17 protein-coding genes and 2 pseudogenes are annotated in these 26,265 nt (G+C 62.9%); 8 read left to right on the forward strand and 11 right to left on the reverse strand.

Translation table 11 applies throughout. From position 1 onward, the window contains the following. Positions 1-149 precede the first annotated feature (149 nt). A complete protein-coding gene (locus M3I53_RS31020) occupies positions 150-2,951 on the forward strand; it encodes a LuxR C-terminal-related transcriptional regulator (RefSeq protein WP_254319640.1) in 2,802 nt (933 codons plus the stop codon). 571 nt (positions 2,952-3,522) lie between these two features. On the opposite strand, the gene M3I53_RS31025 is transcribed toward M3I53_RS31020, so the two are convergent. Then, positions 3,523-3,981 carry a PleD family two-component system response regulator gene (locus M3I53_RS31025; protein WP_254319641.1) on the reverse strand — a complete coding sequence of 153 codons (459 nt, stop codon included), beginning with the start codon at positions 3,979-3,981 and terminating at the stop codon, positions 3,523-3,525. A 431-nt stretch (positions 3,982-4,412) separates the two neighbouring features. On the opposite strand from M3I53_RS31025, the gene M3I53_RS31030 reads away from it, so the two are divergent. Then, positions 4,413-5,267, forward strand: a complete 855-nt coding sequence (locus M3I53_RS31030) for a DUF2934 domain-containing protein (RefSeq protein WP_254319642.1) — start codon at positions 4,413-4,415, stop codon at positions 5,265-5,267. A gap of 727 nt (positions 5,268-5,994) precedes the next feature. On the opposite strand, the gene M3I53_RS31035 is transcribed toward M3I53_RS31030, so the two are convergent. The 7 genes from M3I53_RS31035 to M3I53_RS31065 all read right to left on the reverse strand — a co-directional run bounded on the left by M3I53_RS31035 (position 5,995) and on the right by M3I53_RS31065 (position 14,178). Then, entirely contained in the window at positions 5,995-7,350 is a 1,356-nt protein-coding gene (locus M3I53_RS31035) for a serine hydrolase (protein WP_254319643.1), read from the reverse strand. Between the two features lie 38 nt (positions 7,351-7,388). After that, positions 7,389-7,754, reverse strand: coding sequence for a BON domain-containing protein (locus M3I53_RS31040; RefSeq protein ID WP_254319644.1), 366 nt, complete (start codon positions 7,752-7,754; stop codon positions 7,389-7,391). A gap of 40 nt (positions 7,755-7,794) precedes the next feature. Beyond that, a complete protein-coding gene (locus tag M3I53_RS31045; protein ID WP_254319645.1) occupies positions 7,795-8,856 on the reverse strand; it encodes a porin in 1,062 nt (353 codons plus the stop codon). 84 nt (positions 8,857-8,940) lie between these two features. Continuing rightward, on the reverse strand, positions 8,941-10,245 hold the full coding sequence (locus M3I53_RS31050; protein WP_254319646.1) for an MFS transporter: 1,305 nt from the start codon (positions 10,243-10,245) through the stop codon (positions 8,941-8,943). A gap of 43 nt (positions 10,246-10,288) precedes the next feature. Next, on the reverse strand, positions 10,289-11,395 hold the full coding sequence (locus M3I53_RS31055; RefSeq protein WP_254319647.1) for a CaiB/BaiF CoA-transferase family protein: 1,107 nt from the start codon (positions 11,393-11,395) through the stop codon (positions 10,289-10,291). A 32-nt stretch (positions 11,396-11,427) separates the two neighbouring features. Further along, positions 11,428-12,609, reverse strand: coding sequence for an acyl-CoA dehydrogenase family protein (locus M3I53_RS31060; RefSeq protein WP_254319648.1), 1,182 nt, complete (start codon positions 12,607-12,609; stop codon positions 11,428-11,430). Between the two features lie 15 nt (positions 12,610-12,624). Continuing rightward, positions 12,625-14,178 (reverse strand): AMP-binding protein, encoded by a 1,554-nt coding sequence (locus tag M3I53_RS31065; protein WP_254319649.1) that lies wholly within the window; start codon positions 14,176-14,178, stop codon positions 12,625-12,627. 100 nt (positions 14,179-14,278) lie between these two features. Here M3I53_RS31065 and M3I53_RS31070 point away from each other — a divergent pair, with 100 nt between their 5' ends. Further along, positions 14,279-15,181 carry a LysR family transcriptional regulator gene (locus M3I53_RS31070; protein ID WP_254319650.1) on the forward strand — a complete coding sequence of 301 codons (903 nt, stop codon included), beginning with the start codon at positions 14,279-14,281 and terminating at the stop codon, positions 15,179-15,181. A 249-nt stretch (positions 15,182-15,430) separates the two neighbouring features. On the opposite strand, the gene M3I53_RS38705 is transcribed toward M3I53_RS31070, so the two are convergent. Together M3I53_RS38705 and chrA are read right to left on the reverse strand one after the other, a co-directional pair. Further along, complete coding sequence (locus M3I53_RS38705) at positions 15,431-15,793, reverse strand: integrase core domain-containing protein (protein WP_375542608.1); 363 nt, start codon at positions 15,791-15,793, stop codon at positions 15,431-15,433. 379 nt (positions 15,794-16,172) lie between these two features. Further along, positions 16,173-17,404: pseudogene (chrA, locus tag M3I53_RS31075) on the reverse strand (chromate efflux transporter). Positions 17,405-17,883: 479 nt separating this feature from the next. Here chrA and M3I53_RS31080 point away from each other — a divergent pair. Together M3I53_RS31080 and map are read left to right on the forward strand one after the other, a co-directional pair. Further along, positions 17,884-18,096, forward strand: coding sequence for a ParD-like family protein (locus M3I53_RS31080; protein ID WP_254319651.1), 213 nt, complete (start codon positions 17,884-17,886; stop codon positions 18,094-18,096). Further along, positions 18,093-18,860 (forward strand): type I methionyl aminopeptidase, encoded by a 768-nt coding sequence (gene map / locus M3I53_RS31085; protein WP_254319652.1) that lies wholly within the window; start codon positions 18,093-18,095, stop codon positions 18,858-18,860. The genes M3I53_RS31080 and map overlap by 4 nt, the downstream gene beginning before the upstream one ends. A 312-nt stretch (positions 18,861-19,172) precedes the next feature. Here the strand turns inward: map and M3I53_RS31090 are convergent, their stop codons facing one another. Beyond that, positions 19,173-20,105: a LysR family transcriptional regulator gene (locus M3I53_RS31090; protein WP_254319653.1), complete on the reverse strand. Its 933-nt coding sequence runs from the start codon at positions 20,103-20,105 to the stop codon at positions 19,173-19,175. Positions 20,106-20,336: 231 nt separating this feature from the next. On the opposite strand from M3I53_RS31090, the pseudogene M3I53_RS31095 reads away from it, so the two are divergent. From M3I53_RS31095 to M3I53_RS31105, 3 genes and pseudogenes are all read left to right on the forward strand, one after another. Next, positions 20,337-21,116, forward strand: a pseudogene (locus M3I53_RS31095) (putative hydro-lyase); the annotation flags it as partial. Positions 21,117-21,277: 161 nt separating this feature from the next. Then, positions 21,278-22,576 (forward strand): MFS transporter, encoded by a 1,299-nt coding sequence (locus M3I53_RS31100; RefSeq protein WP_254319655.1) that lies wholly within the window; start codon positions 21,278-21,280, stop codon positions 22,574-22,576. Between the two features lie 50 nt (positions 22,577-22,626). After that, positions 22,627-26,259, forward strand: coding sequence for a hydantoinase B/oxoprolinase family protein (locus tag M3I53_RS31105; RefSeq protein WP_254319656.1), 3,633 nt, complete (start codon positions 22,627-22,629; stop codon positions 26,257-26,259). The last annotated feature ends 6 nt before the right edge of the window (positions 26,260-26,265 follow it).

Below are 26,265 nucleotides of genomic sequence, written 5' to 3' on the forward strand. Positions count from 1 at the left end.
GGCGGGGGGCAGTGGCGCGCACCGAAAGACGGTGCCGCCGCGCAGCGAGGAGGGGGAAACCCTTGGTCACAACCAGAAGGGCGATGCGTAGCATACGCCTCGCCAACACTTGAACGAAATCGACACGCGTGGGAGCTCAAAGAGACACTGTGGATCTGACCTGGAGCGTGGCCCTGGTCCAGACCAAGATGACGCCGCCGCGATTGCTGCCCGGCATCGTGCGTCGCACGGCGCTGCTCGAACGGTTGGGCGAGCCGTGTGATCGGGGGCTGACTGTTGTCATCGCACCGGCGGGTTCTGGCAAGACGACGTTGCTTGCCGACTGGAGCGAGACGCTGCGTGCAAGAGAGCACCTTGTGGCCTGGTTGAGCCTTGACGAGGAGGACGACGATCCGCAGCAGTTTGCCGCCTATCTGGTGGGTGCGCTGTGCAGCACCTGTGAAGACATCGGACAGCAAGCGCAGCAGTTGTTGCGCAACGATCTGATGGCGCCAGGAAAAACGATCGTCTCCGTGCTGCTCAACGAAATTGCCGCTTGCGGCCGTCAGGTCTTTCTTGTGCTGGACGACTTCGACCGTTCGCCCTCCAGACTTATTCGTGCGATGGTGTCGCGGCTGGTGCGCTACGCGCCGCAGAACTTTCACTTGCTGCTGGGCGTACGCGGCGAGCCTGATCTCGCGCTCGGTCAATTGCACACCCAGGGCAAACTGCTGCGCATCGATGCGGACGATCTGCGGTTCTCCGTCGACGACGCCCAGACGTTCTTCCGCCAGGCAGGCGGGGTGTCGCTCGACCGTCCCAGCGTCGAGTTGTTGAATGAAGCGACGGAAGGGTGGGTGGCAGGCTTGCAGCTTGCCTCGCTCGCATTGCGCGACACGGCCGATGCGGCGCAGGTCGCTCGCACGCTTTCGGGAACGCGTCTGGGTATCGACCGCTATCTGGACGACACGGTCCTGGCGCGGCTGCCGGCGCCGATGCTGAAGTTCCTGCTGTATACGTCGATTCTCGATCGGCTTGGTGCGGGCGTCTGCGATGCCGTGATGGGCGAAGGCGCACGCAGCTGGGAGAAGCTCGACTGGCTGGAACGGCACAACGTATTCACCCGGCCACTCGACGAGGAACGGCAGTGGTTTCGGTATCATTCGCTGCTCTTAGACGCGCTGCGTCGTCGCATAGCGCGCCAATGGCCAGCGCTATTGCCTGGCCTGCATCGGCGCGCGAGCCGTTGGTTTGCCGAGGCGCGGCTGTGGCCCGAGGCAATCAGGCACGCGCTCGCGGCTGGCGAAATGGAGCTCGCGGCGCTTTGGATCGAAAACTGCGCAACGGTGATGGTGAATCGCAGCGACGTCCGCACGCTGTCGGGCTGGATCGCGAAGCTGCCGCCCGAGCTCGTGCACGAGCGGCTGCGGCTGCGTCTAACGAAGGCGTGGGCGCTCGCGCTCTCGTTGCAAACCGCCGAGGCGGCGCGCGAGGTGACGGCCCTCGAAGCTCAGATCGCGCAACGGCGTGCCACCGGAGCGCTTGCCGATGCCGCGTTGCCGGCAGAGGTCAACGCGCTCGGTGCGATCATCGCTGGTCTCGACGACGACAGTTCGCGCGCGCTTGTGCTTGTCAAAGAGGCGGCGGCATCCGCGCTGCCAAACCTGCCGTGGGTGAGTCGATTTACCGAAACGGCGCAAATATTTGGTTTGCTATCCGAAGGAAAATTTGACGAAGTGCGGCGGATTCAGACGTCGACGCCGACAGGCGGCGACGCGAATCAGGTGCCGCTCTACGCCGACGTGTACCGGGAAAGCATGTTTGGACTCGCTGAGCTCGTTCAAGGCAGGTTGCAGGATGCCTTGCGGATTCTCGAGGCGGCGCTTGCGCGGGCCGAAAGTGCACTCGGCTGCGATTCGGCGGCCGCCGCGCTTCCCGCGGGCTATCTGGCATCGATCTATTACGAGCGCGACGATCTCACGCGCACCGAGAAGATGGTATCGGGCCGCACCTCGATCGCGATGGAAACCTGTCCAATGGGTTCGCTGCTGCGTTACACGTGTTCGGCTGCGCGGCTCTACGCGCGCGGCGGCGACGTCGGATCGGCGCACGCGGTACTCGAGGACGCGCGGCAGGTAGCGGCCGCACGGCAATGGCTGCGTTTGCGGGTGGGGTGCGATGCCGAGGCGGTGCGCTTGTATCTCGGCCAGGGGAGGCTTGCTCAGGCGAGGCAGACAGCTGAGACGCTGCGCCTTGCCATGCCGCCGGAACGCTCGCCCCGCACGGGCAATTTAATAGAAATATGGGCCAGCCACTCGATGATGCGCGCGCGCCTCCTGCTTGCGCATGGGCATGCGGGTGACGCGGTGACGCTGCTCGAAACGCTGCGTGGCGAGGTGACCGACTCAGGCAGATGGTATCTCGACGCGCTCATCTCGATCCTGCTGACGCTCGCCTTTGAACAGCAAGGAGAGCGAGTGCGGGCGTTTGACGCGCTTGAGCACGCGCTGGGGATTGCGCAGTCCACCGGCATGATTAACGGGTTGGTGGATGAAGGCGCGCCGCTGCGTGCGATATTGGAGCGATGGCAGGGCACGACGGCCAACGTTGCATCGTTCGATCCGACGTACCTCGACCGATTATTCTCCGCATTCGATACCAATCACCGGAGTGAGGGCGTTACGCCGCGTGTCCCGTCGGATCTGCTTAGCGCGCGCGAAATCGAGATCCTCGATCATATTGCCCGCGGCTTGTCGAACAAGGAGATCGGCCGGGCGCTGCGCGTTGCGCCCGAAACAGTAAAGTGGCATCTGAAGAACATTTTCGAAAAACTCAATGTGAGCTCCCGGCTGGAAGCCGCGCAGAGCGGTCTGGGCTTGTCGCGCGCGCCTCGCCCGGAAACATCGGCGCGAGCCAGTCTAATGGGCATCCCTACCGCGATCGAACCAACGCCTGAAATCACTCGCTTCTAAGAAGCACGTATCGGATTTAACATAAAAACAATTATCGCATTTTGATTTGCATTCCTACATATTTTTCATCGCCGCCGGTTTGGTTACGAAGTCCTGTAGCGCCACCGCATGGAAGCTACCGTGCGGCACGAGCTCATCGAACGCGTCGGTCATGGAGGCCTGTCACCTTGCCAGTCACGCGGCGATCGACGCCTGGCATCAGTTAGGCGTAGCTCGTCGTGTCTGTCAAAATGGCTAGCCGTTTGCCAGCTGCTGCGCATCCCAATTGCGCTGTGGTGGAACGTGAACCCCGTTTCCAGTTCCCTGAGGAGCAACGCGCGCACGCTGGCCAACAACGTCCGTCCTCACAAGGGCATGCCAACCCTCGGTCAGCTACCGCATCGCCAGAAAGAGGAATCCTAAAGATATAGGCTGGCCGGGCGTAACGCTCTCTTCGTCTGCCAACCTTGTTTCGAGGTTCGCTCACACCTTTTCAAGACCGGGTCAGCCGGCTCCACACGAGACTGGTGATATTGCCGCAAGCACATGGGGCGCTCACTGCGAAGGTCCCAGCTTTCGGCGGCTCTCCCCGCTACGGTCCGCAGGCAGTATTCACGGGCGCCCACCTCGCCGGCGCCAAGTGTTGGAATCTTCCCCCCATGTGCCAGGAAAGAGAGCGGAACTTCGCGCCGGTTAGGCGCGGCGCCACATACGCATCCACGGCGTCGAGCAGCTCGCTCATCTGCACTGGCTTTCGCAGGAACCGGGACCAGCACGGGGGGCACCAGTCAGGCTCCGGAGCCGCAGAAAGCAGCACGATGGGCAATTGCGCGAAGGCGGGATTGGCCCGCACCATCTGGCACAGCTTGATGCCGTCGATGTCCGGCATCTGATAGTCGGTAATAAGACACTGAACAACTTCCCGGCGCATGAAAGCGACGGCACCGTGCGCGCCAGCCAGAACGGTCACCCGGTGACCATCTTCCTCCAGCGCAAGCGCTAGTGGCCAGACGTTCTCGGGGTCGTCGTCAACGAGCAGCACGTTGGCCATGGGCGCTCCCTCGGTATCATGCTCGACCATTCGGGCGGCAGCGAGTGCTAGTGAAGTGCTGCCCCTGTTTCGCCTGCCGCAATGGGCGTGCCGTGAGGAGGGCGCACTGTTCCGGAAATGCTGATGGTTTTATGCGCGGGAAGAATGCCAGCGCGGACGTTGCCCCCATCGGGTTTCACACGCGAGACATGGGGTTGTCGGGCGTGCCGCCGATCGGGGCGCCTTAATGGCAAGGATGCGCGATTGCGCGCGCCGCCGGGTGTGGTGAGATCTGCGACCGGTGCCCCGACCTGAGTTCGCCCTTCGGCCCAGGGCATCTCACTTCCGCCGCAGTCGACCGGGGAGCCAGGGTACGGGCGTTGCTGGGGCCTTGACGACGTTCCTGAACAAAGGTTGAGGCGAGGCGGGCAGGGCAGTTAAGAAAAAGAGGGGTGCAAAAGCTGGCCCGCCGGCATTCACGACAATCGTTTCCAGGCGTTGGCACGCGGCATGCGCTCAAGGCCATCGCAACTCTCAACCGAAAGGAGCGGCCCTGGGTCTCGTTCACTGCTTCAATGACAGCGTCCATCATGATCTCGTTGACGTGGCGCCGGTATGCGGGGGGGGTCGCGGTGCCTGCGAGCGCCAAGCTCGCCTGGAAGGCACCACGCGGCGAACGGCGATCGCTCGTCGGCTTTTTCGAGGTCTACCGACCGTTGTTCGTTGATCGTCGTATCGATTGCGCGGCTGTTGAGTTCGGCGATGCGCTGCGCCGTTCCCACACAGAGCTGCACCGGATCGCTCATTTCGGCTGTGAGCCAGGGCGTCGGGGCGGGCTCTTTGCCAGACGCGGAGTGGGGCAACACAATGGTGCTTCGGTCATGGTCGATTCCTTTGCGGTTCGTCGTCGCCAATTGGCGTTTCGGCACAGCTATGGGTGCGGCACGTCCGTTCCCGGCAATCCGGGTAGCGGAACGCCCTTTGCTCTACGGTTGACGACTGCAACGGAGGCTCACATGGCAACGAAGGCGACGGAACAAGAAAGCCCGGCTCAACAGTCGGAAACCCAGATCGATAAAGCTGTCGAGGGGACCTTTCCGGCCAGCGATCCGCCGGCGATTGGCGGTGCGACGAGGATAGAAGGGACGCCAGCGGACAGTGCCCGGGAAGAGCGCATCCGGCGGCGTGCGTACGAGTTGTGGGAGAAAGCGGGATCACCCGACGCTCACACCGATGAATACTGGCATAGGGCAGGGGCAGAAATTGCAGAAGAGCCAGACGGCGCGGGCGAGCCCGGCGCGCAATAGCGTGTTCGCACGGCTAGGGGGACGACCCGCGGCGTGCAGTAGGACGGACATTGGCCGAAACCGAGAGCGCAACGCGTCCGCTGGAGTAAAGATGTTGCGTTGTGCGAAGTAAAGCAGAAACTCCGAATTGAGGTGTATTTTTGGAATCTTGAAGTATTATTTGATTTAAAAATCAATTTGTTGAGAGGTTCGCGAAGTAAAGTTGGTGCTTCCCTCGGCCCGGACTGATAGCTATGTAGCTGCTGTCGCCGGCCAGCGTCGGCGTGGAATACGGTGGGATCGGTCTCGCGTGTTTTCATGACTGCCTGCTCGCACCAGACACGGTGCTGGACTGAAAATATCTCTAATCGGTCCAGTCGCATTTCACCTCCCCGACGCCGTGCGAGGAGCGGCCCCGTCCTCGTCCTCCGGCCGGCCCGCGTGGGTACTCGACCGGTGGCAGCAGACGGACCCTGAACAGTCATTCAATCCGGTGCGCATCGAGCGGCCTGTCCTGACGTACAACGGACGTCTGGGCAGACCTACCGACTGCCTCAGACACGTCCGGCGGACTGCCCCGAATGCACAGCCTGTGCCCCGGCGAACGAGGCACTTCGGGAAAACAAGCCTGAGTGCGGCAGGCGCGGCGCCGGGGTCGTCCTTCGGTTAGCAAATATTCCATTCCATGGGTCACTTCCGCCCGAGCGGACGGGGAAAAGCGACATTGGCGATACGCCACAATGCTGGGTCATTGCGACCGGCGGTCTGCGAGCGTCTTCGCAATTGCCGACATCGCCTGGTGCAACGCATCTGCCGTTTCGAGCGGCGCGTGCGCTATTGCCCCACCCGAAGCATTCGTCGGGCGTGCTTCTTCGTCGGGCGTGGAGGAAAATTTGACGATCGTGAGGCGAGCGCGCGGATTCACCAGGATGGCCTGGCCGAAGCGCCCGCTTGCAGCAAACGAGCCGTCGCCGTCGTTGATCTGGTACCAGTAGTCGTGGTAGCTGTAGCCAGGGCGGCCTTGCGCGAGATTGCCGCGCGCGAATGCCGCTGCATTCTGTGTCGGTTTCAGGGCGAGGCGGACCGCCACCGCAGGGAACACGCTAGTGTTGCCGGCCGCGCCCTTGCGCACCAGTTCGGCAAAGCGTGCCGCGTCGCGCAGTGTGGTGTTGAATCCGCCGCATGCCATCTCGGTACCGGTGTGGTCGACGACAACATCAGCATCATTGCCGGCGAGCTTGCTCCATAGCGTTCGCGACACTCGTTCACTCCACGATTCGCCCGTGACGCGCCGGATTGCCCAGGCCACAGCTTCCGGGGAGCCATTCTGGTAGTACCACACATGGCCGTTGGTCACGTCGGGAGCTGACTGCGTGACCTTGAGGAAGCCATAGATGCTATCGGGCGCATCGGCAGCGCGGGGCACGAGGCCGACTGCGCCAAAGAGACCCAGGTCGGGCGGCAGGTTCGCGGGATACCGGACGGCCACTTCCATGTCGAGATTCTGCTGAAGTGTAGCCTCGCCAAAAGGTGTACCGGCCAGCTCCGCCACGTAGCTCGAGAGCGGTGCGTCGGGGTCGAGCTTGCCCTCGGCGATCAGCTGTGCCGCGACAAGCCCGGTTACCGACTTCGTCATAGACGCCCACGCGTGCGTCTGGTCTGGGCCGAATCCATCGAAATAGCGCTCCATCACGATCCGGCCGTCGTGAACAACGATGAAGCCATCGGTACGCGTTCGGCTGAGATAGTCCGAGAGCGTGAGCGTGGTGCCGTCTACCGTGAACTGCACCATGTCGGGATCAAGCTTTCGCCCGTCCGGCAACGGCAACGGCTCGGCTGAACGTTGTACGTTCGCGGTTGGGATCAGCATGCGCGTATTGCGCAACGACCAGCGCAAAAAAGGAGAGCGTAGCGAATTCTTTCGGGTGACGAGTTCGTTGTCGGGGGGCGGGAAGCCCTGCATGACGCGCGCCTCGGCGCCATCGGCGAAGGTGCCGCCTGTTTGTGCGCGAACGGCAACGGCTGGCGCCATGCTGGCGCACAGCAATGCGGCGGCAATGAACAGGTGGGAGGAACGGTTTGTTGGATATTTTTCTCGATTCAAGGCAGTGTGCTCCTCAAGGTCAGGTGGACCCGGGTCGTCTACAGCGACGCCCCGGCGACACGAATGCGATTCTCTACGTTACCGACGCCGTCCACCTGCTTCGCAGCGTCGAGTGCGAGCGGAATTTGCGCGCTGTCGGTGACAGAACCGGAGAGCGTGATCTGGCCGTCTCGCGCGTGCACGAGGATGTGAGCTGAATTCAGCCCACGCGTGCGGGCGAGTACGTTCGCAACGCGATGCGCTAGCTTCCTGTCGAGGGGCTTTGTTGATCGTCCGGTCATGGCCGATGTTGCGGCCGGCGCGCTGCCCACTGCAGCGTCCCGCGTTTGTGCCGCAACGTTGCCGGTCAGCGTGACGAACATCGCCACGGCGAGAATCCGCTGGATCCGAATTACGGTATTCATGTTGTCGTATGCATCCGTCAAGAATAATGAGGGCAGTCGCCTAGAAGCGGGTCATGAGCCCGAGCGAGACACCGGTCATCGACCGCGTGCCGGACGCCATGCCGAGCGCCGCGATATTCGATGGATCGAACCGGTACGCACCTGAGAAGCCGTTGTAGTCGGCTTCGGCATAAAGTTCGGTCCGTTTCGAAAGGAAGTATTCGGAGATCGCGTAAGTCGTGAACTTGTGACCGCTCGCCGCTGGCGCGTTGCCGAGATGGCTCGCGATGTCGTCATAGAACGCGGCAGTGAACTGGAGCGTGGCAGTCGGTATCCATACGACACCGCCCCCCGGAATATGGTCGCGCCGGTTTGGTGCATTGGCATTCGCAGCGCTGACCTCGAGATCGGCGTAGCTTAGATAGATGCGGGCAGGTCCGACCTGCAAGGATCCACCAGTCTGGAAGGTTTGCGCCCACTGGGTTGCAGCGGCGTTCCACGTTTTCTGGTATGAAACGCCGCCGAATGCCGGCCCCCACTGATACATGGCGGCGCCGGAATAGTTGGTGCCTGCGCGGGTGTTTCCCGCGACGCCGCCTGGCGAGTAGCTTGTACCGAAGCGCATGCCGCCTGCCTGTCCGAGATATTTGAGAGTGTTGTTGAAGCGGGAATCGAGCGTGAAGTAGTTCGCGTCGAACACGACACCGGGTTCGATCGCCAGTGACTGTCCCTGTCCGCCGGCGGGGTCGACGAGGATGGCGAAGTCTTCGTTGGCGTTGAGCTGGCGGCCAAACGTAAGGCGGCCGAAATCGCCGGTCAGACCCACGAACGCGGCCTGGGAGAACAGCGTGCCCGCCGTTTTGAGTGCGCCGGTGCCACTGTTAAACGCACCTTCAAGCTTGAAAATCGCCTTGAGGTTATTGCCCAGATCCTCCTTCCCGAAGAAGCCGAACTGGTTGCCGGCAACAATGTTGTTGTTGAAGCCAAAGGACGCGCCGCCCTTCAGTCCGTTCGTCCAACGCACGCCACCGCCAATGTCCCCATACAGCGTCACACTCGACTGCGCGTGAGACGTGCACGGAAGTACGCCACCGATGAGGGTGGCCAGTAATATCTTTTTCATGTGTCTCCTTGATCATTTTATTTATTTCGTCATGCTAGTTAATTGAATATCGGAATGCGCCCCGAAGCGATCGTGTGACGACGGCTAGCGCTGATCGGCGAGCGGGTAATCGACCCTCGCTTCGGTTGCCGCGCACGCGAAGCGGATGGCCGAGCGCTGTGGATTGAGGCAGAACGCGCAAAGCACGCCACAGGCAAACAACACGATGCCGCAGGCGAAGCAGGCTGCGTCGAAGCCATGCGCGGTGGAGCCGCCGGCCTGGTCGATCAGCATGCCGGTTGCGATAGGCGAGGCGAGTCCCGCGAGCGAGGAGAATCCGTTGCTCAGCGCGAGGATGCCGCCGCGCTGGGCATCGGGCGTCACTTCGCCGAGCATGGCGGGTGCAATCGAGTACATCACGAGCGTCAGGCCGCTGCCGATCGTCAGCAGCACGAACTTCGCCATCGGCGGCAGACCGGGCAGTTTCAGCGCGGCGATCAACGCGCCTGCCAGGATGAGCGCCGCCGCGACGAACGCGCCTCGTCCGATCCGCGAAGGCACGCCGCGTCCGAGCAAGCGCTGCGAGAATGCGGCGAGCCCGAGACTCATCGGCGAGGTGATCACGACGAACAGCGCGAACATGCGCCCGGCGGCATGCGCTTCGTAGCCCATGCCGAGTTGCAGCCACGTGGGAATCCACGTGAGCGTCATGGCGAGAATCCAGTTCGCGGCAAAGTGACCGGCACATGTAGCCAGCACGGTTCGGTCGGTGAGCAGCAAGGCGTAAGGCACACGCGCGTGGCCCGTGGCGTGCGCTCGCGTTCTCAGGCGGCCTTCGGCGCCGAGGGCGAGCCAGGCGACGCACCAGAGCGCGCCAAGCGCGGCCAGCACGAGGAAGTTCGCGCGCCAGCCCCAGTGCGCGCTGACCACGGGAATGCCCAGTCCCGCAACGAGCAGACCGAATGCACTCCCCTGGTAAAGCACCGCGACCGGCAGATTGCGCCTTTCGTCCGGAAACCACTTGTAGAGCGCATGCACGGCGACCGGGGAGGCAGGCCCTTCGCTCGCGCCGAGCAACACCCGGCACGCGAGGATGCTCCAGATTGATCCGGCGACAAGCATCGGCAATTGCAGCACGGTCCAGGCAGCCGCCATCACGAGCAGCAGCCATTTCGTGGAGGCGCGGTTCGCCACGATGCCGCCGATCACGGCTGAAATCGAGAACAGCCAGCTCAGGCTGCCACCGATCACGCCAAACTGTGTAGACGTCAGATGAAGCTCGCGCATCATGGGTACCGAGACGAGTCCCAGCGCTACCTTGTCGAGGAAGTTCACCAGCATCATCAGCGCGAGCATGAGCGCGATTGACCATGCGCGAACCGGTCTGTACGTAGGGCTTTCGTTTTTCACCGCAACTGTCTCCATCATTGATTGGCGTACTGTGGTCGACGCCTTATGTACCCGGCTCGACGAGCAACGGGACGGCGTCGTCGCCGTCGGGCAGGCCAAGTGAAAACTTCACCGGAAAGCGGCATGCGATCGTCCGGTCGGCCGCGACTTCGCGCACCATGCCTCGCGCCCGGACGTGTGGATCGTCGAACAGTTCACGCGCGTCGAGCACGGGTGAGACGGGCAGGTCGAAACGTTGCAGGGTCGCGAGCCATTGTCTGAGTGGTCGCGTCGCGAAGATCTGCGCAAGCAGCGTATTGACCTCACGCTTGTGTTGCTGACGGCCCGCGCGTGTCGCGAAGCGTTCGTCCATCAGCGGGGGAAAGTCGGCGCCGATTGCCTCGCGCAGGTTCAGCCAGAACTTGTTCTCGAGGATGCCGAGTGCAAGGTGCCGTCCATCGCGCGTCTCGAACAGATCGTTCTCGGGCATCACGCCCGGCGAATCCAGTGGATGCTCGGCGTATTCGCGCGACGCCCATGCGGCCGGTGCAGTCCATGCCATCACGCAGTCGTGAATCGATACATCGAGGTGCTGCCCCCGCCCGTTTGTGCGCGCGCTGAGAATCGCGGCGGTCATGGCGAGCGCCGCATGACTCGACGCGGCGTAGTCAGCGAGCCGGATGCGTGGACGCGTCACCTGGTCGTCGACCTGCACCGGAACCGACCAGAAGCCGCCGAGTGCCAGATAGTTCAGGTCGTGGCCCGCCGCGTCCGCGTAGGGGCCGGTCTGCCCGAAGCCCGAGATTGAACACACGACGAGGCGTGGATTCACCGCGGCGAGCGCCGCGTAGTCGAGCCCGAGCCGCGCCATGACGCTTGGCCGAAACCCTTCGACGAGCGCATCGGCATCGCGGATCAGGTCGATGAGGGCCGCCCTTCCTTCGGGCATTTCCAGATCGAGCGCGACCGATCGCTTGCCGCGATTGAGCTGCGCGAACAGTTCGGGACTGAGCATGCGCATAGGGTCGCCGATGCCGGGCGGCTCGACCTTCACGACGTCGGCGCCGAGCTGGCTCAGCATCAATGTCGCATGCGGTCCGGGCAGCAACCGGCTTGCGTCCACGATCTTCACGCCGTTCAGGCAGGACCAGTCCGGTTTCGTGTGTGCCATGTTTTGAGCTTTCTTGTGCGGGGAAGGGAAGTTCAGGCCGCCGCTTGCGCGGGCTCGAGGATGGCGCGGGCGATCGTGTTGCGCTGGATTTCGCTCGTGCCCGTGAAGATGCGGAACATGCGCAGCTTGCGAAATGTCTGCTCGATCGGGTGGTGGCGCGTCACGCCGACGTTGCCGTGAATCTGCACCGCCTTGTCGGCCACCTCGAAGCAGCGCTCCGAGACGAACAGCTTGCAGGCGGCGCCCTTCATGCGCAGATCGTCGCCTGCGTCGGCAAGCATCGCGGTCTGCGCGATCATGCTCTCGCAGGCCCAGAGTGCGGCCGCCATGTCGGCGAGCATGTGCTGGATTGCCTGGAAGCGCGCAATGGGGCTGCCGAACTGACGTCGCTCGCGTGCATAGTCGAGCGACGCCTCGTAGGCAGACGTCGCGAGCCCGAGCATCGTCGGACAATGCAGCAGGCGGTTCACGTTGATGCGCGACATCCCGAGCCGGAAACCATTGCCTTCGCCGCCGAACACGTTCGCACGCGGCACGCGTACGTTGTCGAAGCGGATATCAGCGTCGATGTGCTGGCCCGACATCGGTACGTAACGCTGCTCGACCGTCACGCCGGGCAGGTGGAGATCGACGAGAACGGCTGTGATGGCGGGCGGGCTCACGCTTGCATCGGTCACGCACATCACGATTGCGAAATCGGCGAATGGTGCACCGCTGATGTAGTGCTTCACGCCGTTGATCACCAGATCGTTGCCATCTGCGATGGCGACGGTCGCGATGCTTTGCGCGTCCGAGCCCGAATGCGGTTCGGTCAGCGCGAAGCAGGTCGACTTCTCGCCGCGCATGACCGGCTTGAAATAGCGTTCGAGCTGGTCGGGCGTCGCGTATTTCAGCATGTTGCCTACGCGGGGCGGGCCGCCCAGGTCGCCGAGCACGTGCGGCGCGAGCGCGGCACCGGAAGCGGCGAGGTCAGCCTTGAGCGCGCATTGCTCGAGGATTGAGAGCCCCTTGCCGCCGAGCGCAACCGGCAGGCAGGACGCGTAGTAGCCGAGTTCGGCCGAGCGGCGCCAAACGCGCTGCAGCGTCTCTTTAGGCCAGACATCCTCGCTGCCAAGACCGAGCTCGCGCTCCATTGGCTGGAGCTCGTCGGCGACGAAGCGGCGGATGCCTTCGCGCGTCTCGACAAATGCGGGGCCGTTCAGGTGGTCGAACATGAAATTTCCTGTGATTTAGTTGACGCGCCGGGCGGCGCCTTGCCAGTAGTGCTCGCGCACGACTTTGCGGGCGATCTTGCCGCTTGCGTTCTTGGGCAGGTCGGCGACGAAGGCCACCGAGCGGGGCAGCTTGTAGTCGGCGAGCTGCACGCGGCAGTGCGCGACGAGCGTCTCGGAGGCGGTCTCGCGCCCCGGCTTCAAGACGACCACGGCCTTGACCGCTTCGCCCCACCGGTCGTCGGGCACGCCGATCACACAGGCTTCGAGCACGTCAGGGTGGCGGTAGAGCGTCGCCTCCACCTCGGTCGGATAGACGTTGAAGCCGCCGGAGATAATCATGTCCTTGCGCCGGTCGACCAGATAAATGAAGCCTTCTTCGTCGACGCGTGCGAGGTCGCCTGTGCGCAGCCAGCCGTCGACGAGCACCTCGGCCGTCAGCTCCGGCGCACCCCAGTAGCCACGGAACACGTCGTCGCCGCGGATCACGATTTCGCCGATGGTCTCGCCGCTGACTTCGCGGCCGAGTTCATCGACGACACAGACCTCGGTCTCGCCATGCGGCCGCCCGCACGACGCAAGCCGCGCGGGGCGGTTCGCGAGCGCGTCTGAGTGATCGGCAATGGACAGGCGCGTCACGCCCGAAGTCGATTCGCTTGCACCGTACCCTTGCGAGAGCAACGGGCCGATGCGCGCCCAGGCTTCTTCGATGCGCGCCGGCGCCATCGGCGCCGCGCCGTAGCCAAGCATCTTCAGGCTGCCCAGATCGGCTGTGTCGAGTGCCGGCTCGCCGAGCAGCATGTTGATCATCGCGGGCACCATGAACGTGTGCGTGATGCGCAGGCGTGCGATGTCGTCGATAAAGCGGGCCGGCTCGAAGGCGTCGAATAGCACGAGCGTCGCGCCGCTGAACAGATACGGCTGCATCAACATGCCCGAGGCATGCGTGACCGGCCCGATCAGCGCGAGGCGGTCGCCGGGGCGCGCCGGGCTGTCCATGCCGAGCACGATCTTGCGCAGCGACGCGAGGCGGTTGCCGTAGGTCTGCATGGCGGCCTTGATCCGCCCGCTCGAGCCCGACGAAAAGTGCAGCACGGCCAGGTCGTCCGCCTGCGGGCGATAGTCGGGCGCGCACGGACTCGCGCGCTCGATCAGCGCTTCGTAGGCTGCGTACCCGGGGGCATCGCCGCCGATCGCGATGAATGTCTCGATCGAAGCAAAGCCGGCCGATTCGCGCGTATAGGACGTGTAGCCGGGACCCGCGATCATGACGCGCGGCGCACAGTTTTCGACGACATCGGCAGCCTCGTGCAGCGTGAAGCGCGGATTCAGCGCGGCCTTTACGAGTCCTGCCTTGTAGAGCGCGCATTCGATTTCGACCAGCTCCGTGCAGTTACGCGACTGCACCGCGACGCGGTCGCCCTTCGCGAGGCCCAGGCCCAGCAGCGCGTTGGCGAGGCGCGTCGAGCGCTCATCGAGCTGGTGGAAGCTCAGGTGCCGGTCGCGATGCATGACGGCCGTGCGGCTGCCCCAATACCGCGCGGCACGCCGCAGAAAGTAAGCGAAGCTCAATCCTTGTCTCCTGACTCAATGGTTTAGCCATAGTCTGTAAGATGTGAGGCATTACCTCAATGCCCCGATTGGAATACAGGCATAACCATCAGGAATATCATTGGAAACGCGCGATCTCGACTATCTGTTGGCCGTGCAGGCGCACGGCAGCATCGGCAAGGCGGCGGAATCGCTCGGCATGAGCCAGCCAGCGCTCACGAAGGCGATCCGGCGCGTGGAGGCGCAGGCTCGGTTGGCGCTCTTCGAACGCACCCCGAGCGGCGTCACGCCGACGCCGGCCGGCTCACTTTTCCTCGCGCGGGCAAGGCGCATCGCGCTCGAATACGAGGACGCCTTAAAGGAGATGGAAGCGTTGCGGCGGGGCGAGCAGGGCCTGCTGCGGATCGGCTATTCGCCGACCGTGCCAGGCTCGCTCGTGCTCGGTGCGTGCCGTCAATTGATGATCGAGCGCCCGGCGGCGAAGCTGCGACTGCGCCGCCGGCTCGCGCGCGATCTCGGCGAACTGATGTTCGCGGGCGAGCTGGATCTGATCGTCGCGCCGCAGCTCAGCGATGACGACGGAGACTGCGAGTTCGTCGAGCTCTTTCACGACAGCCTTGTCGTGCTCGCCGACAACGGCCACCGTCTGCATCGCAAAGGCAGCCTCACACTTGCCGATCTGGCTGCGGAGGACTGGCTGCTGCCTTCATCGCACATCCCGGTTCGGCAGCAGGTCGACGAGGCTTTCCGGCAACGCGGTCTCGCGGGTCCGAAGCTGCGCGTCGAGACGGACTTCGGCAGCACGTCGTTGCTGCACTTGCTGCGCGGCACGACGATGCTCTGTGTGGCGGGTACCGAGTCGATGGGCGCGTTGCGAGGCTTGCGCGCGTTGCGGCTTGGCCCGGAGCAACTTGATTTGCGCCGGAATGTGGGCATCACGTACCGTGCGGGTGCCTATGTGTCGCCGCTTGCGCAGCGCCTCGTCACGCTATTGCAGGAGTTGCCATTCAGCAGGATAACGTAGCTGTTTCGAAGCCCGACATGGATCCGGCTGTCTCCCAGTGCCTGCCGACGGGACGGCACGGTTCATACGGTGGCCGCTGTAAGGGACAAGCCGTCGTTCCAATGACAGCGCAGCGGCTTTAACGAACGCCGCTCGTGGCCGACACCGGAAGCTCGCTGTCTGACCTGCGGGGCTCACGAGTTCACCCGAGAGGGCAGCTATGCACCGCGGGGAGAACGTCGGGACGACGCTGGGGTACGTTCCTACTGTTTAGATAGGATAATTAAACTGAGGTTGACCCGCTTCGACGGACGGATTTGCAGTTGCGGTTGATGTGCGGTTTAGCCTCCATTGATCGATGAGTCGCAGGTTGTCCACGGGCGGGCGACGGTTGCCTATCACGACCATGACGCCGCACGGCGGTGGACAACCTGCATGTCGGGGCGACTTGTTTTTTATGTGCGCCTCTTCGAATTCGAGCGGTGAGCAGTAGCCGATGCTGCTATGTAAGCGACGCACGTTGTACCAGCCCTCGAGGAACCAGAAGAGCCGACGTCGAGCCTGTCCATGGGTCGCGAAGTGTTCCCGCGACAGCAATTCCGCTTCGGGCGTGCCGAAGGATGATTCGCACATGGCGTTGTCGTAGGCGTCGCCGGCCGTCCCATCGAGGGTTGCACGCGTGCTTTGCGACAGCGCAGCCCAAAGGCAATGGGCATGTATTGGGCGTCAGCATTCGCTATAGCGAGCGTCTGGCCGAAGCCGGCATTGAGCCTTCTGTCGGCAGTCGTGGCGACAGCTACGATGGTTCGTACCGCGCGTCAATACGCGGCAAGGCTGAATGCCGTAGCCAGGCGGCTCAACGAACGTCCCCGAAAAACACTAAACTTCGACACGCCGGCTGAGCGATTTAACCAAATCGTTGCATCGAACGGTTGAATCCGCCGCGGACAAGGGTCATCTGTGCTGTCGTTGGGGCCTGCGGTTGATCTGCGAACGCGGAGATTCAGGCGGGTCACTTCAGTACGGCTTCCGTAACTCCAGCCAGCGCACAGATCACGACGACTACAAGCGGCGGAATCTTCCAGCGCGTCAACAGGAAAAAGCCAATCGTTGCGATGGCAAAGTCGATCTCGGAGTGGACAGCGCTGGTCCACACGGGCGAATAAAATGCTGTTGCCAGCAGTCCGACGACCGCAGCGTTTACACCCGAATGGACAGCCGCCATTGACGGGCGGGCTCGTAGTGCTTGTACGGTAGCGCGGCAAGAACGAGCAGCAGCCCTGGCAGAAAGATGCCTGCGGTGGCCAGCAGTGCCCCAGCCCAGTGATTCGGTGTCTCCGCCATAATCCAGCCTAGAAAGGCGGCGAATGTGAAGAGGGGGCCCGGCACAGCCTGGGCGGCGCCATAACCAGCGAGAAAATCATTCGACGATACCCAGCCCGTTGCGACCGTTTGCTGCTGCAAGAGCGGCAGTACTACGTGACCGCCACCGAAGACGAGCGCACCGGATCGATAAAAGCCTTCGAAAACGCTGATCGCATGGCCGGCGCCCAACTGCGACAGTACTGGAAGCCCAAAGAGCAGCACGCAGAACAGCATCAGCGCGATACCTCCTGCCGTACGAGAGACGCGGAATCCATGAGGATGTTGTTGTATGCCGACCGTGTTCGCCGATGCGGTGGTCTGGCAAAGTACGAAGCCGAGTGCCGCACCGAGGGCGATCACGATGAGTTGTGCATACACGGTCGTCAGGACGCTGAGAACAGCGAGCGCAACAAGCGCGATGAAGGCGCGGCAGTGATCTGGACACAGGCGCCGAGCCATGTCCCACACGGCTTGAGCCACGACGGCGACAGCAACGAGTTGCAGGCCATGAATCAGCCCCTCGCCGACCGGACCGCCCAGGTTCGGTGCAATTGCCGCGAAAGCGAGCAGGAGCAAGACAGAGGGCAGCGTGAACCCGCACCAGGCGGCAAGTCCACCGAGCCACCCGGCCCTGAGCAGGCCGATGGAAAATCCAACCTGTCTGCTGGCTGGTCCCGGAAGAAATTGGCATAGGCCGACCAAGTCTGTAAACGTCTCGTCATCAAGCCATCGACGACGCTCGACGAATTCTCTGCGGAAGTAGCCAAGGTGAGCTATGGGGCCGCCGAAACAAGTCACCCCCAGCCTGAGAAAGACCGCAAGAACTTCAGGCGCGGTGCCCCTTCGGGCCGGGTTCGATGAGGTCATGCCAGTTTCCATACGATCCGGAAATTCGGTGATTGCGACTTGCTGCGAGTGACCATTCCGCGCCTTCGGAAATCACGCCGTCCACAAAGCTCAGGATTTTACGGCCACGTCTGAGGGCTGACGACACAACATCAACGCTGTGAAACGACGGGCCGCTTCCTGGCCGGAGCCGACGTATGAACGTCCGAGCATCGGTGTATCTGAACGGTGGCTCATGGCCGCACTGCGCCCCACGACCAGGCACGCCGGTCGCCCACGGCCCACGCCCTCATGCAACAGGCATAACCGACCCCAGGCGGACCTCATCTGCCATGAGCGAGGACGTCTGCTTGGAGCTCCACAGCGGGCACGCCCGCGCGCTCGACCCGCATACGTCGACTCAACTTTTGCAACTGATATCCACAAACCGGCGTATCCGCTGTCGTAAAGCGCTTGCCTTGTCAGTCGACTGAATATATGATTTATTTATGTTTCATATATGGAGGGTTGACATGGGCATTGTGAATATCGACGACGACCTGCATGATCAGATACGTAAGGCAAGCGCCGTGTCCTGTCGGTCGATCAACGCGCAAGCGGCCTTCTGGATCAAGGTCGGCATGTTGTGCGAAATGAATCCGACGCTGAGTTTCAATGACATAGCCACCCGTGAACTGAGAGCCGCAGGCGTCGTCGCGCAAGCCGTCAAGGTGGCCTTGACATGACCAAGCGACCCGAAGAAATCGCATTGATGGCCGAGTCGGGCCAGTTGCTGGCGGACGTGTTCGCCTATCTGGATCAAATGAGCTTGATCGGCATGTCTACCATGCAGGTCAACGATCTGATCGATGAGCTCATCGTCAACGAACTCAAGGCACGCCCGGCAAGCAAAGGACAGTACGGCTATGCCTATGCGCTCAACTCTTCACGCAACAATGTTGTTTGTCACGGTGTTCCGTCCACAGCAGACATCCTGCAAAGCGGGGACATCGTCAATTTCGACATTACGCTAGAGAAGAATGGCTACATCGCTGATTCCAGTAAGACCTATCTTGTGGGAGAGGTGTCTCCACTGGCTAAACGGCTCGTGCAAGTGACCTATGAGGCGATGTGGAAAGGGATCAAGGCCGTTCGCCCCGGCGCCAGACTTGGCGACGTAGGCCATGCCATTGAGCGGCACGCGCGTAAAAATGGCTATTCGGTCGTGCGGGAATATTGCGGACATGGCATCGGGCGTGAAATGCACGAGGACCCACAAGTGCTGCATTGGGGAAAGCCGCAGACGGGTTTGTTGTTGCGCGAGGGCATGGTGTTCACCATCGAACCCATGATCAACCAAGGGCGACATTCTGTTCGAACCGAAGAAGACGGTTGGACGGTGGTCACGCGCGATGGGCAACTGTCGGCGCAGTTTGAGCACACCGTGGCCGTGACCCAAAACGGCGTACAGGTGTTAACGCTGCGATCCGAGGAAAGGGTACAAAACTAACAGCTTAACGGCCGTGGGCCACGCATTGGAAAGGAGAGTCCGTTCAACGGCAGATTGCTGGCCGTCAACGGACGTCCATTGGGCGATCTTGAAGGGCCGACGTTGGCCGGGTTCTGCCTGTGGCGAACGGGGGCATCCGGACGCCACCGGGCCGTCGGCGAATGCACCAAACGGACCCGAAGCGGTCGTATGAACGACACTAATTCTGCGATGGCGAGCGGCGCTCGTTGGCGCATGGCGCCGTATTTGACGCACTGATCCGCAGGGTCGTACCATCGCATATCCTCAACGGATCTCGGCAACGCCCCGGCTTTACAAGCGTTCAATCAAGCGCCGATCTCCCAACTCGCAATACCTATGACATGCCGCACGCGCCGCGTTCGCCGCGCCGTGTACGAGCAGCGGCGCATCCGCGCGGCGTGACATCGACACCACGATGGACGGCGGCGAGGGCTGCAACGGCAACTCCACCACCTCGCCGCGGGCGATCAGATCGTCGACAAATAGACGCGGAATCGCCGCCACGCCAAATCCATCGCGCACGAGTTGCACGATCACCGAAATCGACGGCGAGCCTGTGATGCGCGTATCCGCGAGCGGCACGCCATTGGCGAGCGCCAGCTTGCCGACGATGTCCTCCAGCGCACGATGCGGCGCCGTTCCGCGCCCGAACGTCAGGATCGGATGACGCAGTACGCGTTTCGCGAGCCCGCTGCGCGAAAGCGGCAACAGACCCGCGCGCGCGATCCAGTGCACCGGATAGTTCGCAAGCGCGTCGCACACCACGGATTCCTCGTCGCTGCCTTCGACGCGGATGATGAGATCGAGTTCGCCCGCCATCAGCCGCCGCTGCAAAACAACGCTCATGTCCACTGTCAGCTCGACTTCGAGTTGAGGGAAGTCGTCCGCGAGACGCCGCATGTAATCGGCGAGCCAGCTATGCACGACCGTCTCGATCACGCCGAGCCGCAGCTTGCCGCGCATCGCGCCTTCATGCGACGCGGCGGCCTGCAACTGGCGCGTCGCTTCCACCACGGCCTTCGCATAGCCCAGCAGATATTCGCCGTTCGCCGTGAGCCGTAAATCACGGCTCTCGCGATCGACGAGCGTGGTCTGCAATTCGTCTTCCAACGCTTTCAGACGCTGCGAGATCGCCGCGGGCGTGGCGTGCAAAGCCGTCGCCGTGGTGCGAAAACTGCGCAGCTTCGCCAGCGTGACGAAGGTTTCGAGAAAGCGCGTGTTCATAGGCGGAGGTGGCAAAAGCGACGGGGACAATTGCTCCAAAAAACTCATGGTGGTTCGGGAAAACCCGCGATTCCGTTAAGAAATTCTATCCACTTGTCGCAAATAAAACTAGTTGGCGTCATATTTTCTTCTTTTCTATGCTGTGTCTGAGCGCACACACATCGCTTCGCGCATCTCACCTGTGCGCAGACGACGACAAAGACGAACCAGAGCAACCCCCACGAGCACGCTGACACCATGACGCCATTCGAATTCCGCAGAGCCGTACGACATCGCGACTTCCGCGGCCCGACCGCCGGCCATTGCGGCGACTACGCGCAAGCCAATCTTGCGATCCTGCCGGCCGCGTACGCGCACGATTTCCTGCGCTTCTGTCATGCGAATCCGAAGCCGTGTCCGCTGCTCGGCGTGGGTGAGCCCGGCGACTTTCGCGTGCCGGTGCTTGGGCGCGACATCGATATCCGCACCGATGTTCCGGCCTACAACGTCTACCGCGATGGCGAGTTGAGCGAATGCGTCGAATCGATCGAAGCGCACTGGCAGGCCGATTTCGTCGTGTTCGCAATCGGCTGCTCGTTCTCGTTCGAACACATGCTCGCGAAGGAGGGCATCGGACTGCGCCACGTCGAAGAAGGCCGAAACGTGCCGATGTATCGCACGGACATTCCGAACCAGCGCGCCGGTGTGTTTGGCGGCGAACTCGTCGTGTCGATGCGCCCACTACGCGGCGCCGACGCAGTCCGCGCCGTGCAGATCACGAGCCGTTTTCCAGGCGTACATGGCGCACCCGTGCATATCGGCGATCCGGCGGAACTCGGTATCGCCGATCTCACGCGCCCCGAGTTCGGCGATGCGGTGACGATCCACCCGGGCGAACTGCCGGTCTACTGGGCGTGCGGTGTGACGCCGCAAACCGCGTTGATGGCCGCGAAGCTACCGCTCGCCATCGCCCACGCGCCGGGACATATGCTGATGACGGACATTACCAACGCATCGCTGGCCATCTTCTGACCGTTCCTTCGGGGCGCGTGGCCTGACACCGCGCCGCCGAGCCACAACCCAATCACAGCATCCCGAAGCCATCCGGCCGACCGGCCCGAAGGGAATGACGCATCCCTACGCTCTTGCGTGGCTTCGCTCGTTACTCATGCGTCTATCCACAGGAGCAGCAGATGGACAGCAAGACACTCACGGCAAGCGTCGACGATGCCACAGACATGAAGCCAACGGCAGACAGCCCGCAGCTTTCCTGGTACGCGGAAGCCGGTGCGCACGCACGCCGGGCGTTCTGGAGCTGCAAGGTCGGCTATATGCTTGACGGCATGGACACGCAGATGCTGTCCTTCGTCATTCCGACGCTCGTGGCCACGTGGGGCATCTCGCTTGCCGACGCCGGCTTCATCGGCACTATGACGCTGCTTTCGTCCGCGCTTGGGGGCTGGATCGCGGGGATACTATCCGATCGTATCGGCCGCGTACGCACGTTGCAACTCACCGTGCTGTGGTTCGCGGTGTTCACCGCGTTGTGCGGTCTCGCGCAAAACTACGGCCAGCTGCTCGCCGCTCGCGCGCTCATGGGCTTCGGCTTCGGCGGCGAATGGACGGCGGGCGCCGTGCTGATCGGCGAAGTGATCCGCGCACGCGATCGCGGCAAGGCGGTCGGTCTCGTGCAATCCGGCTGGGCGCTCGGCTGGGGCATGGCCGCGCTGCTCTATGCCGTGCTGTTCTCCGTGATGGCGCCTGAAATCGCGTGGCGCGCGTTGTTCCTGATCGGGCTCGTGCCGGCGCTCCTCGTGCTCTTCATTCGCCGATACGTGAAAGAACCCGAAGTGTTCGAGCAAGCCAGGGTTGCGCAGCAGGACGCACCGCGCTTCACCGAAATCTTCGCGCCCGGGCTGCTTTCGACGACGCTGCGCGCCGCACTCCTCACCACCGGCGCACAGGGCGGCTACTACGCGATCACGACATGGCTGCCGACGTTCCTCAAGACCGATCGTCATCTCACGGTGCTGGGCACCGGCGGCTATCTCGCGATGATCATTGCCGGTTCGTATGCGGGTTATCTATGCAGTGCGTGGCTCACGGACCGCATCGGCCGCAAGCCGAATTTCATCCTGTTCGCGCTCGGCTCGATGGCGATTGCTTTCGCGTACACCTCGTTGCCCCTCACGAATGCGTCGATGCTGTGGCTCGGCTTTCCGCTTGGCTTCTTTGCGTCGGGCATTTTCTCCGGCATGGGCGCATTCCTCACCGAACTCTTTCCGACCCGCGTACGCGGCTCGGGCCAGGGCTTTTGCTACAACGTCGGCCGCGCGATCGGGGCGCTGTTCCCCGTGCTGATCGGCGCACTGTCGAGCCGGTTTGGCCTTGGCACGAGCATCGGGATATTCGCGGTGGCTGCATACGGCGTGCTGATCGTCGCCGCGCTCACATTGCCCGAAACGCGCGGCCGCGAACTCGAATCGGCCTGATTAGCCTCTCTCGCATCTCTTACACATTTCGCGTCAAAGACCTCGAAACCATGAAGCACGATCACAGCTCCGATTCTTGCACACCGTCCCGCTGGCAGTTCTGGATCGACCGCGGAGGCACGTTCACCGATATCGTCGCGCTCCGCCCGGACGGCACGCTCACCACGCACAAGCTGCTTTCTGAAAACCCTGAGCAGTATCGCGATGCGGCCGTCGCAGGGATTCGTCATCTGCTTGGATTGCAGGCCGGCGAAGCGATCACCCCGCACGACGTCGAAATGGTCAAGATGGGTACAACGGTCGCGACTAATGCGTTGCTTGAACGCAAGGGCGAACCGGTTGCGCTCGTCACCACACGCGGCTTTCGCGATGTGTTGCGAATCGCGTATCAGAACCGCCCGCGCCTCTTCGATCTCGACATCGCGTTACCGGAAGCGCTCTATGAGCGCGTAGTCGAAATCGACGAACGCGTAAGCGCGCAAGGCGAAGTCGTCGCGCCGCTCGATCGCGTTGCGGCGCAACGCGCACTGCACGAGGTTTACGACGCGGGCATTCGCGCGCTCGCCATCGTGCTGATTCACGGCTATCGCCACACGTCGCATGAACGTGAACTGGCAGACCTGGCACGGCGTATCGGCTTCACGCAGATCTCCGTGTCGCACGAAGTTTCGCCGCTGATGAAAATGGTCTCGCGCGGTGATACGACCGTCGTGGACGCGTATCTGTCGCCGATCCTGCGCCGTTACGTCGATCAGGTCGCGCACGAAATGCCCGGCGTGAACCTGCAGTTCATGCAGAGTAGCGGCGGACTGACACGCGCCGATGTGTTCCAGGGCAAGGACGCGATCCTTTCCGGTCCGGCGGGCGGCATCGTCGGGATGGTGCGCGCGGCGCAGGTGGCGGGCTTCGAGCGCGTGATCGGCTTCGACATGGGCGGCACGTCGACGGACGTCTCGCACTTCAACGGCGAGTTCGAGCGCGTGTTCGAAACACAGGTAGCAGGCGTGCGCATGCGCGCGCCGATGATGAGCATTCACACGGTAGCGGCTGGCGGCGGCTCGGTGCTCGGCTTCGACGGTGCGCGGCTTCGTGTCGGCCCCGACTCAGCAGGCGCGAATCCCGGCCCCGCCGCGTACCGACGCGGCGGCCCGCTCGCAGTCACCGACTGCAACGTGATGCTCGGCAAGATCCAGCCGGACTATTTTCCGTGCGTGTTCGGTCCGCAAGCGAACGAGCCGCTGGATCGCGATGTCGTCGCGCAACGCTTTCAGGCGCTCGCCGACGAAATCTTCGCGGCGAATGGACTGCGCCGCACGCCCGAAGAACTCGCGGAAGGCTATCTGGAGATCGCCATCGGCAGCATGGCGAACGCGATCAAGAAAATTTCCGTGCAGCGCGGCCACGACGTCTCGCAGTACGTGCTGACGACGTTCGGCGGCGCAGGCGGTCAGCATGCATGCGGGGTGGCAGACGCGCTCGGCATGACGCGCGTGTTCGCGCATCCGCTCGCAGGCGTGCTCTCCGCGTACGGCATGGGTCTCGCGGATCAGACCGTCATGCGCGAACGGGCGCTGGAAATCACGCTCGACGCAGCCTCGCTGCCAACGCTCGAAGCCACACTCGATACCCTCGCGGACGACGCAACCCGCGCCCTGCTCGAACAGGGCGTCGATGCGGCGCGCATCACGACCGAGCGGCGTGTGCATCTGCGTTATCAAGGCACCGATTCGTCGCTTGCCGTGCCCGCGGGCAGCGTCGACGCAATGCGCACCGCGTTCGAAGCGGCCTATCGCCAACGCTACGCGTTCCTCATGGCGGATACGCCGCTCATCGCGGAACTTGCGTCCGTCGAAGCCATTGGTCATTCCGATGCGCCCGTCGATGCGGGCAACCTGGCGCCGCGCGCGGCAGACGAGGCGCTTCGTGCGCAGACGGTCGTACGCATGTATTCCGGTGGCGCGTGGCACGACGCGTCGCTCTACCAGCGCGACAGGCTGTGCGCCGGCGATACGCTCGATGGCCCGGCGATCATCGCTGAAAAGAACGGCACCACCGTGGTCGAGCCGGGCTGGCAAGCCGTTCTGACCACACAGGGCAATGTGGTGATGACGCGTGTACAACCGCTGCCCAGTCGCCGCTCGATCGGCACCGAGGCCGACCCCGTGCGCCTCGAAATCTTCAACAACCTGTTTTTGTCGATTGCCGAGCAGATGGGTTTGCGCCTGCAGAACACGGCATATTCGGTCAACATCAAGGAGCGTCTCGACTTCTCGTGCGCGATCTTTGACGACGCAGGTAACCTGATCGCCAACGCGCCGCACATGCCGGTGCATCTCGGCTCGATGGGCGAGAGCATCAAGACGGTGATCGAGCGCAATCGCGGCGCGATGCGCGAGGGCGACGTGTTCATGCTGAATGACCCGTATCACGGCGGCACGCACTTGCCCGATGTGACCGTCATCACGCCCGTGTTCGCCGACGGTTCGGCCGAACCGCTGTTTTATGTGGGCTCGCGCGGTCATCATGCGGATATCGGCGGCATTACGCCGGGCTCGATGCCGGCGGCCTCCACGCATATCGAAGAAGAAGGCGTGCTGATCGACAACTGGCAGCTCGTCTCGGTAGCCGTGCTGCGCGATGCCGAAACGCGCGCGCTGCTTGCGTCGGGTCGCTATCCCGCGCGCAACATCGCGCAGAACATGGCCGATCTGCGCGCGCAGATCGCAGCGAACCAGAAAGGCGTGGACGAGTTGCGTCGCATGGTCGCGCAATTCGGCCGCGACGTGGTGCTCGCGTTCATGGGCCACGTGCAGGACAACGCGGAGGAAGCGGTACGCCGCGTGATCGGCGCGCTCAAGGACGGCAGCTATCGGTACGAACTCGACAACGGCGCGGTGATCGAGGTCGCGATTCGCGTCGATGCCGCGACGCGCAGCGCCACGGTCGACTTCAGCGGCACGTCTGCGCAGTTACCCAACAATTTTAACGCGCCGAAGGCGGTCTGCATGGCGGCGGTGCTCTATGTGTTCCGCACGCTCGTTGGCGACGATATCCCGCTCAACGCAGGTTGCCTCAGGCCGCTGTCGGTAATCGTTCCCGAACGCTCGATGCTCAATCCGGTGTATCCGGCGGCGGTGGTATCGGGTAACGTGGAGACGTCGTCCGCAATCACCAATGCGCTGTATGGCGCGCTCGGTATCGTGGCATCGAGCCAGGGGACGATGAACAATTTCACCTTCGGCGATGCCCGCTACCAGTACTACGAAACGATTGCGGGCGGCAGCGGCGCGGGCAACGGTTTCAGCGGTGTCGATGCTGTGCAGACACACATGACCAACTCGCGCCTGACCGATCCCGAGGTGCTCGAATGGCGCTACCCGGTGAGGCTCGAATCGCATATGATCCGTGCGGAATCGGGTGGCGCGGGACGCTGGCACGGAGGTAACGGTGCGATCCGGCGCATTCGCTTTCTCACGTCGATGACCGCATCGATTCTGTCGAATAACCGCATTCATGCGCCTTTCGGCGGGGGTGGCGGACGGGCGGGAAAACGCGGCAGCAATCGCGTCGAGCGCGCGAATGGTCAGATCGTCGCTTTAGGTCATATTGCGAGCGTCGAGATGGAGGCGGGAGATGTGTTCGTGGTGGAAACCCCGGGGGGCGGTGGTTTCGGGGAAGTCTAATTCCCG

Source organism: Paraburkholderia sp. CNPSo 3272 (assembly GCF_024206495.1).
Taxonomy (GTDB): Bacteria; Pseudomonadota; Gammaproteobacteria; order Burkholderiales; family Burkholderiaceae; genus Paraburkholderia.

Coding starts and splice junctions, on each gene's coding strand:
- M3I53_RS31025 (WP_254319641.1), bottom strand. CDS start 3,981: ATGGCCAACGTGCTGCTCGTTGACGACGACCCCGAGAACGTCTGGCCA.
- M3I53_RS31040 (WP_254319644.1), bottom strand. CDS start 7,754: ATGAATACCGTAATTCGGATCCAGCGGATTCTCGCCGTGGCGATGTTC.
- M3I53_RS31045 (WP_254319645.1), bottom strand. CDS start 8,856: ATGAAAAAGATATTACTGGCCACCCTCATCGGTGGCGTACTTCCGTGC.
- M3I53_RS31055 (WP_254319647.1), bottom strand. CDS start 11,395: ATGGCACACACGAAACCGGACTGGTCCTGCCTGAACGGCGTGAAGATC.
- M3I53_RS31060 (WP_254319648.1), bottom strand. CDS start 12,609: ATGTTCGACCACCTGAACGGCCCCGCATTTGTCGAGACGCGCGAAGGC.
- M3I53_RS38705 (WP_375542608.1), bottom strand. CDS start 15,793: ATGTGCGAATCATCCTTCGGCACGCCCGAAGCGGAATTGCTGTCGCGG.
- M3I53_RS31080 (WP_254319651.1), top strand. CDS start 17,884: ATGGGCATTGTGAATATCGACGACGACCTGCATGATCAGATACGTAAG.
- map (WP_254319652.1), top strand. CDS start 18,093: ATGACCAAGCGACCCGAAGAAATCGCATTGATGGCCGAGTCGGGCCAG.
- M3I53_RS31090 (WP_254319653.1), bottom strand. CDS start 20,105: ATGAACACGCGCTTTCTCGAAACCTTCGTCACGCTGGCGAAGCTGCGC.
- M3I53_RS31100 (WP_254319655.1), top strand. CDS start 21,278: ATGGACAGCAAGACACTCACGGCAAGCGTCGACGATGCCACAGACATG.
- M3I53_RS31105 (WP_254319656.1), top strand. CDS start 22,627: ATGAAGCACGATCACAGCTCCGATTCTTGCACACCGTCCCGCTGGCAG.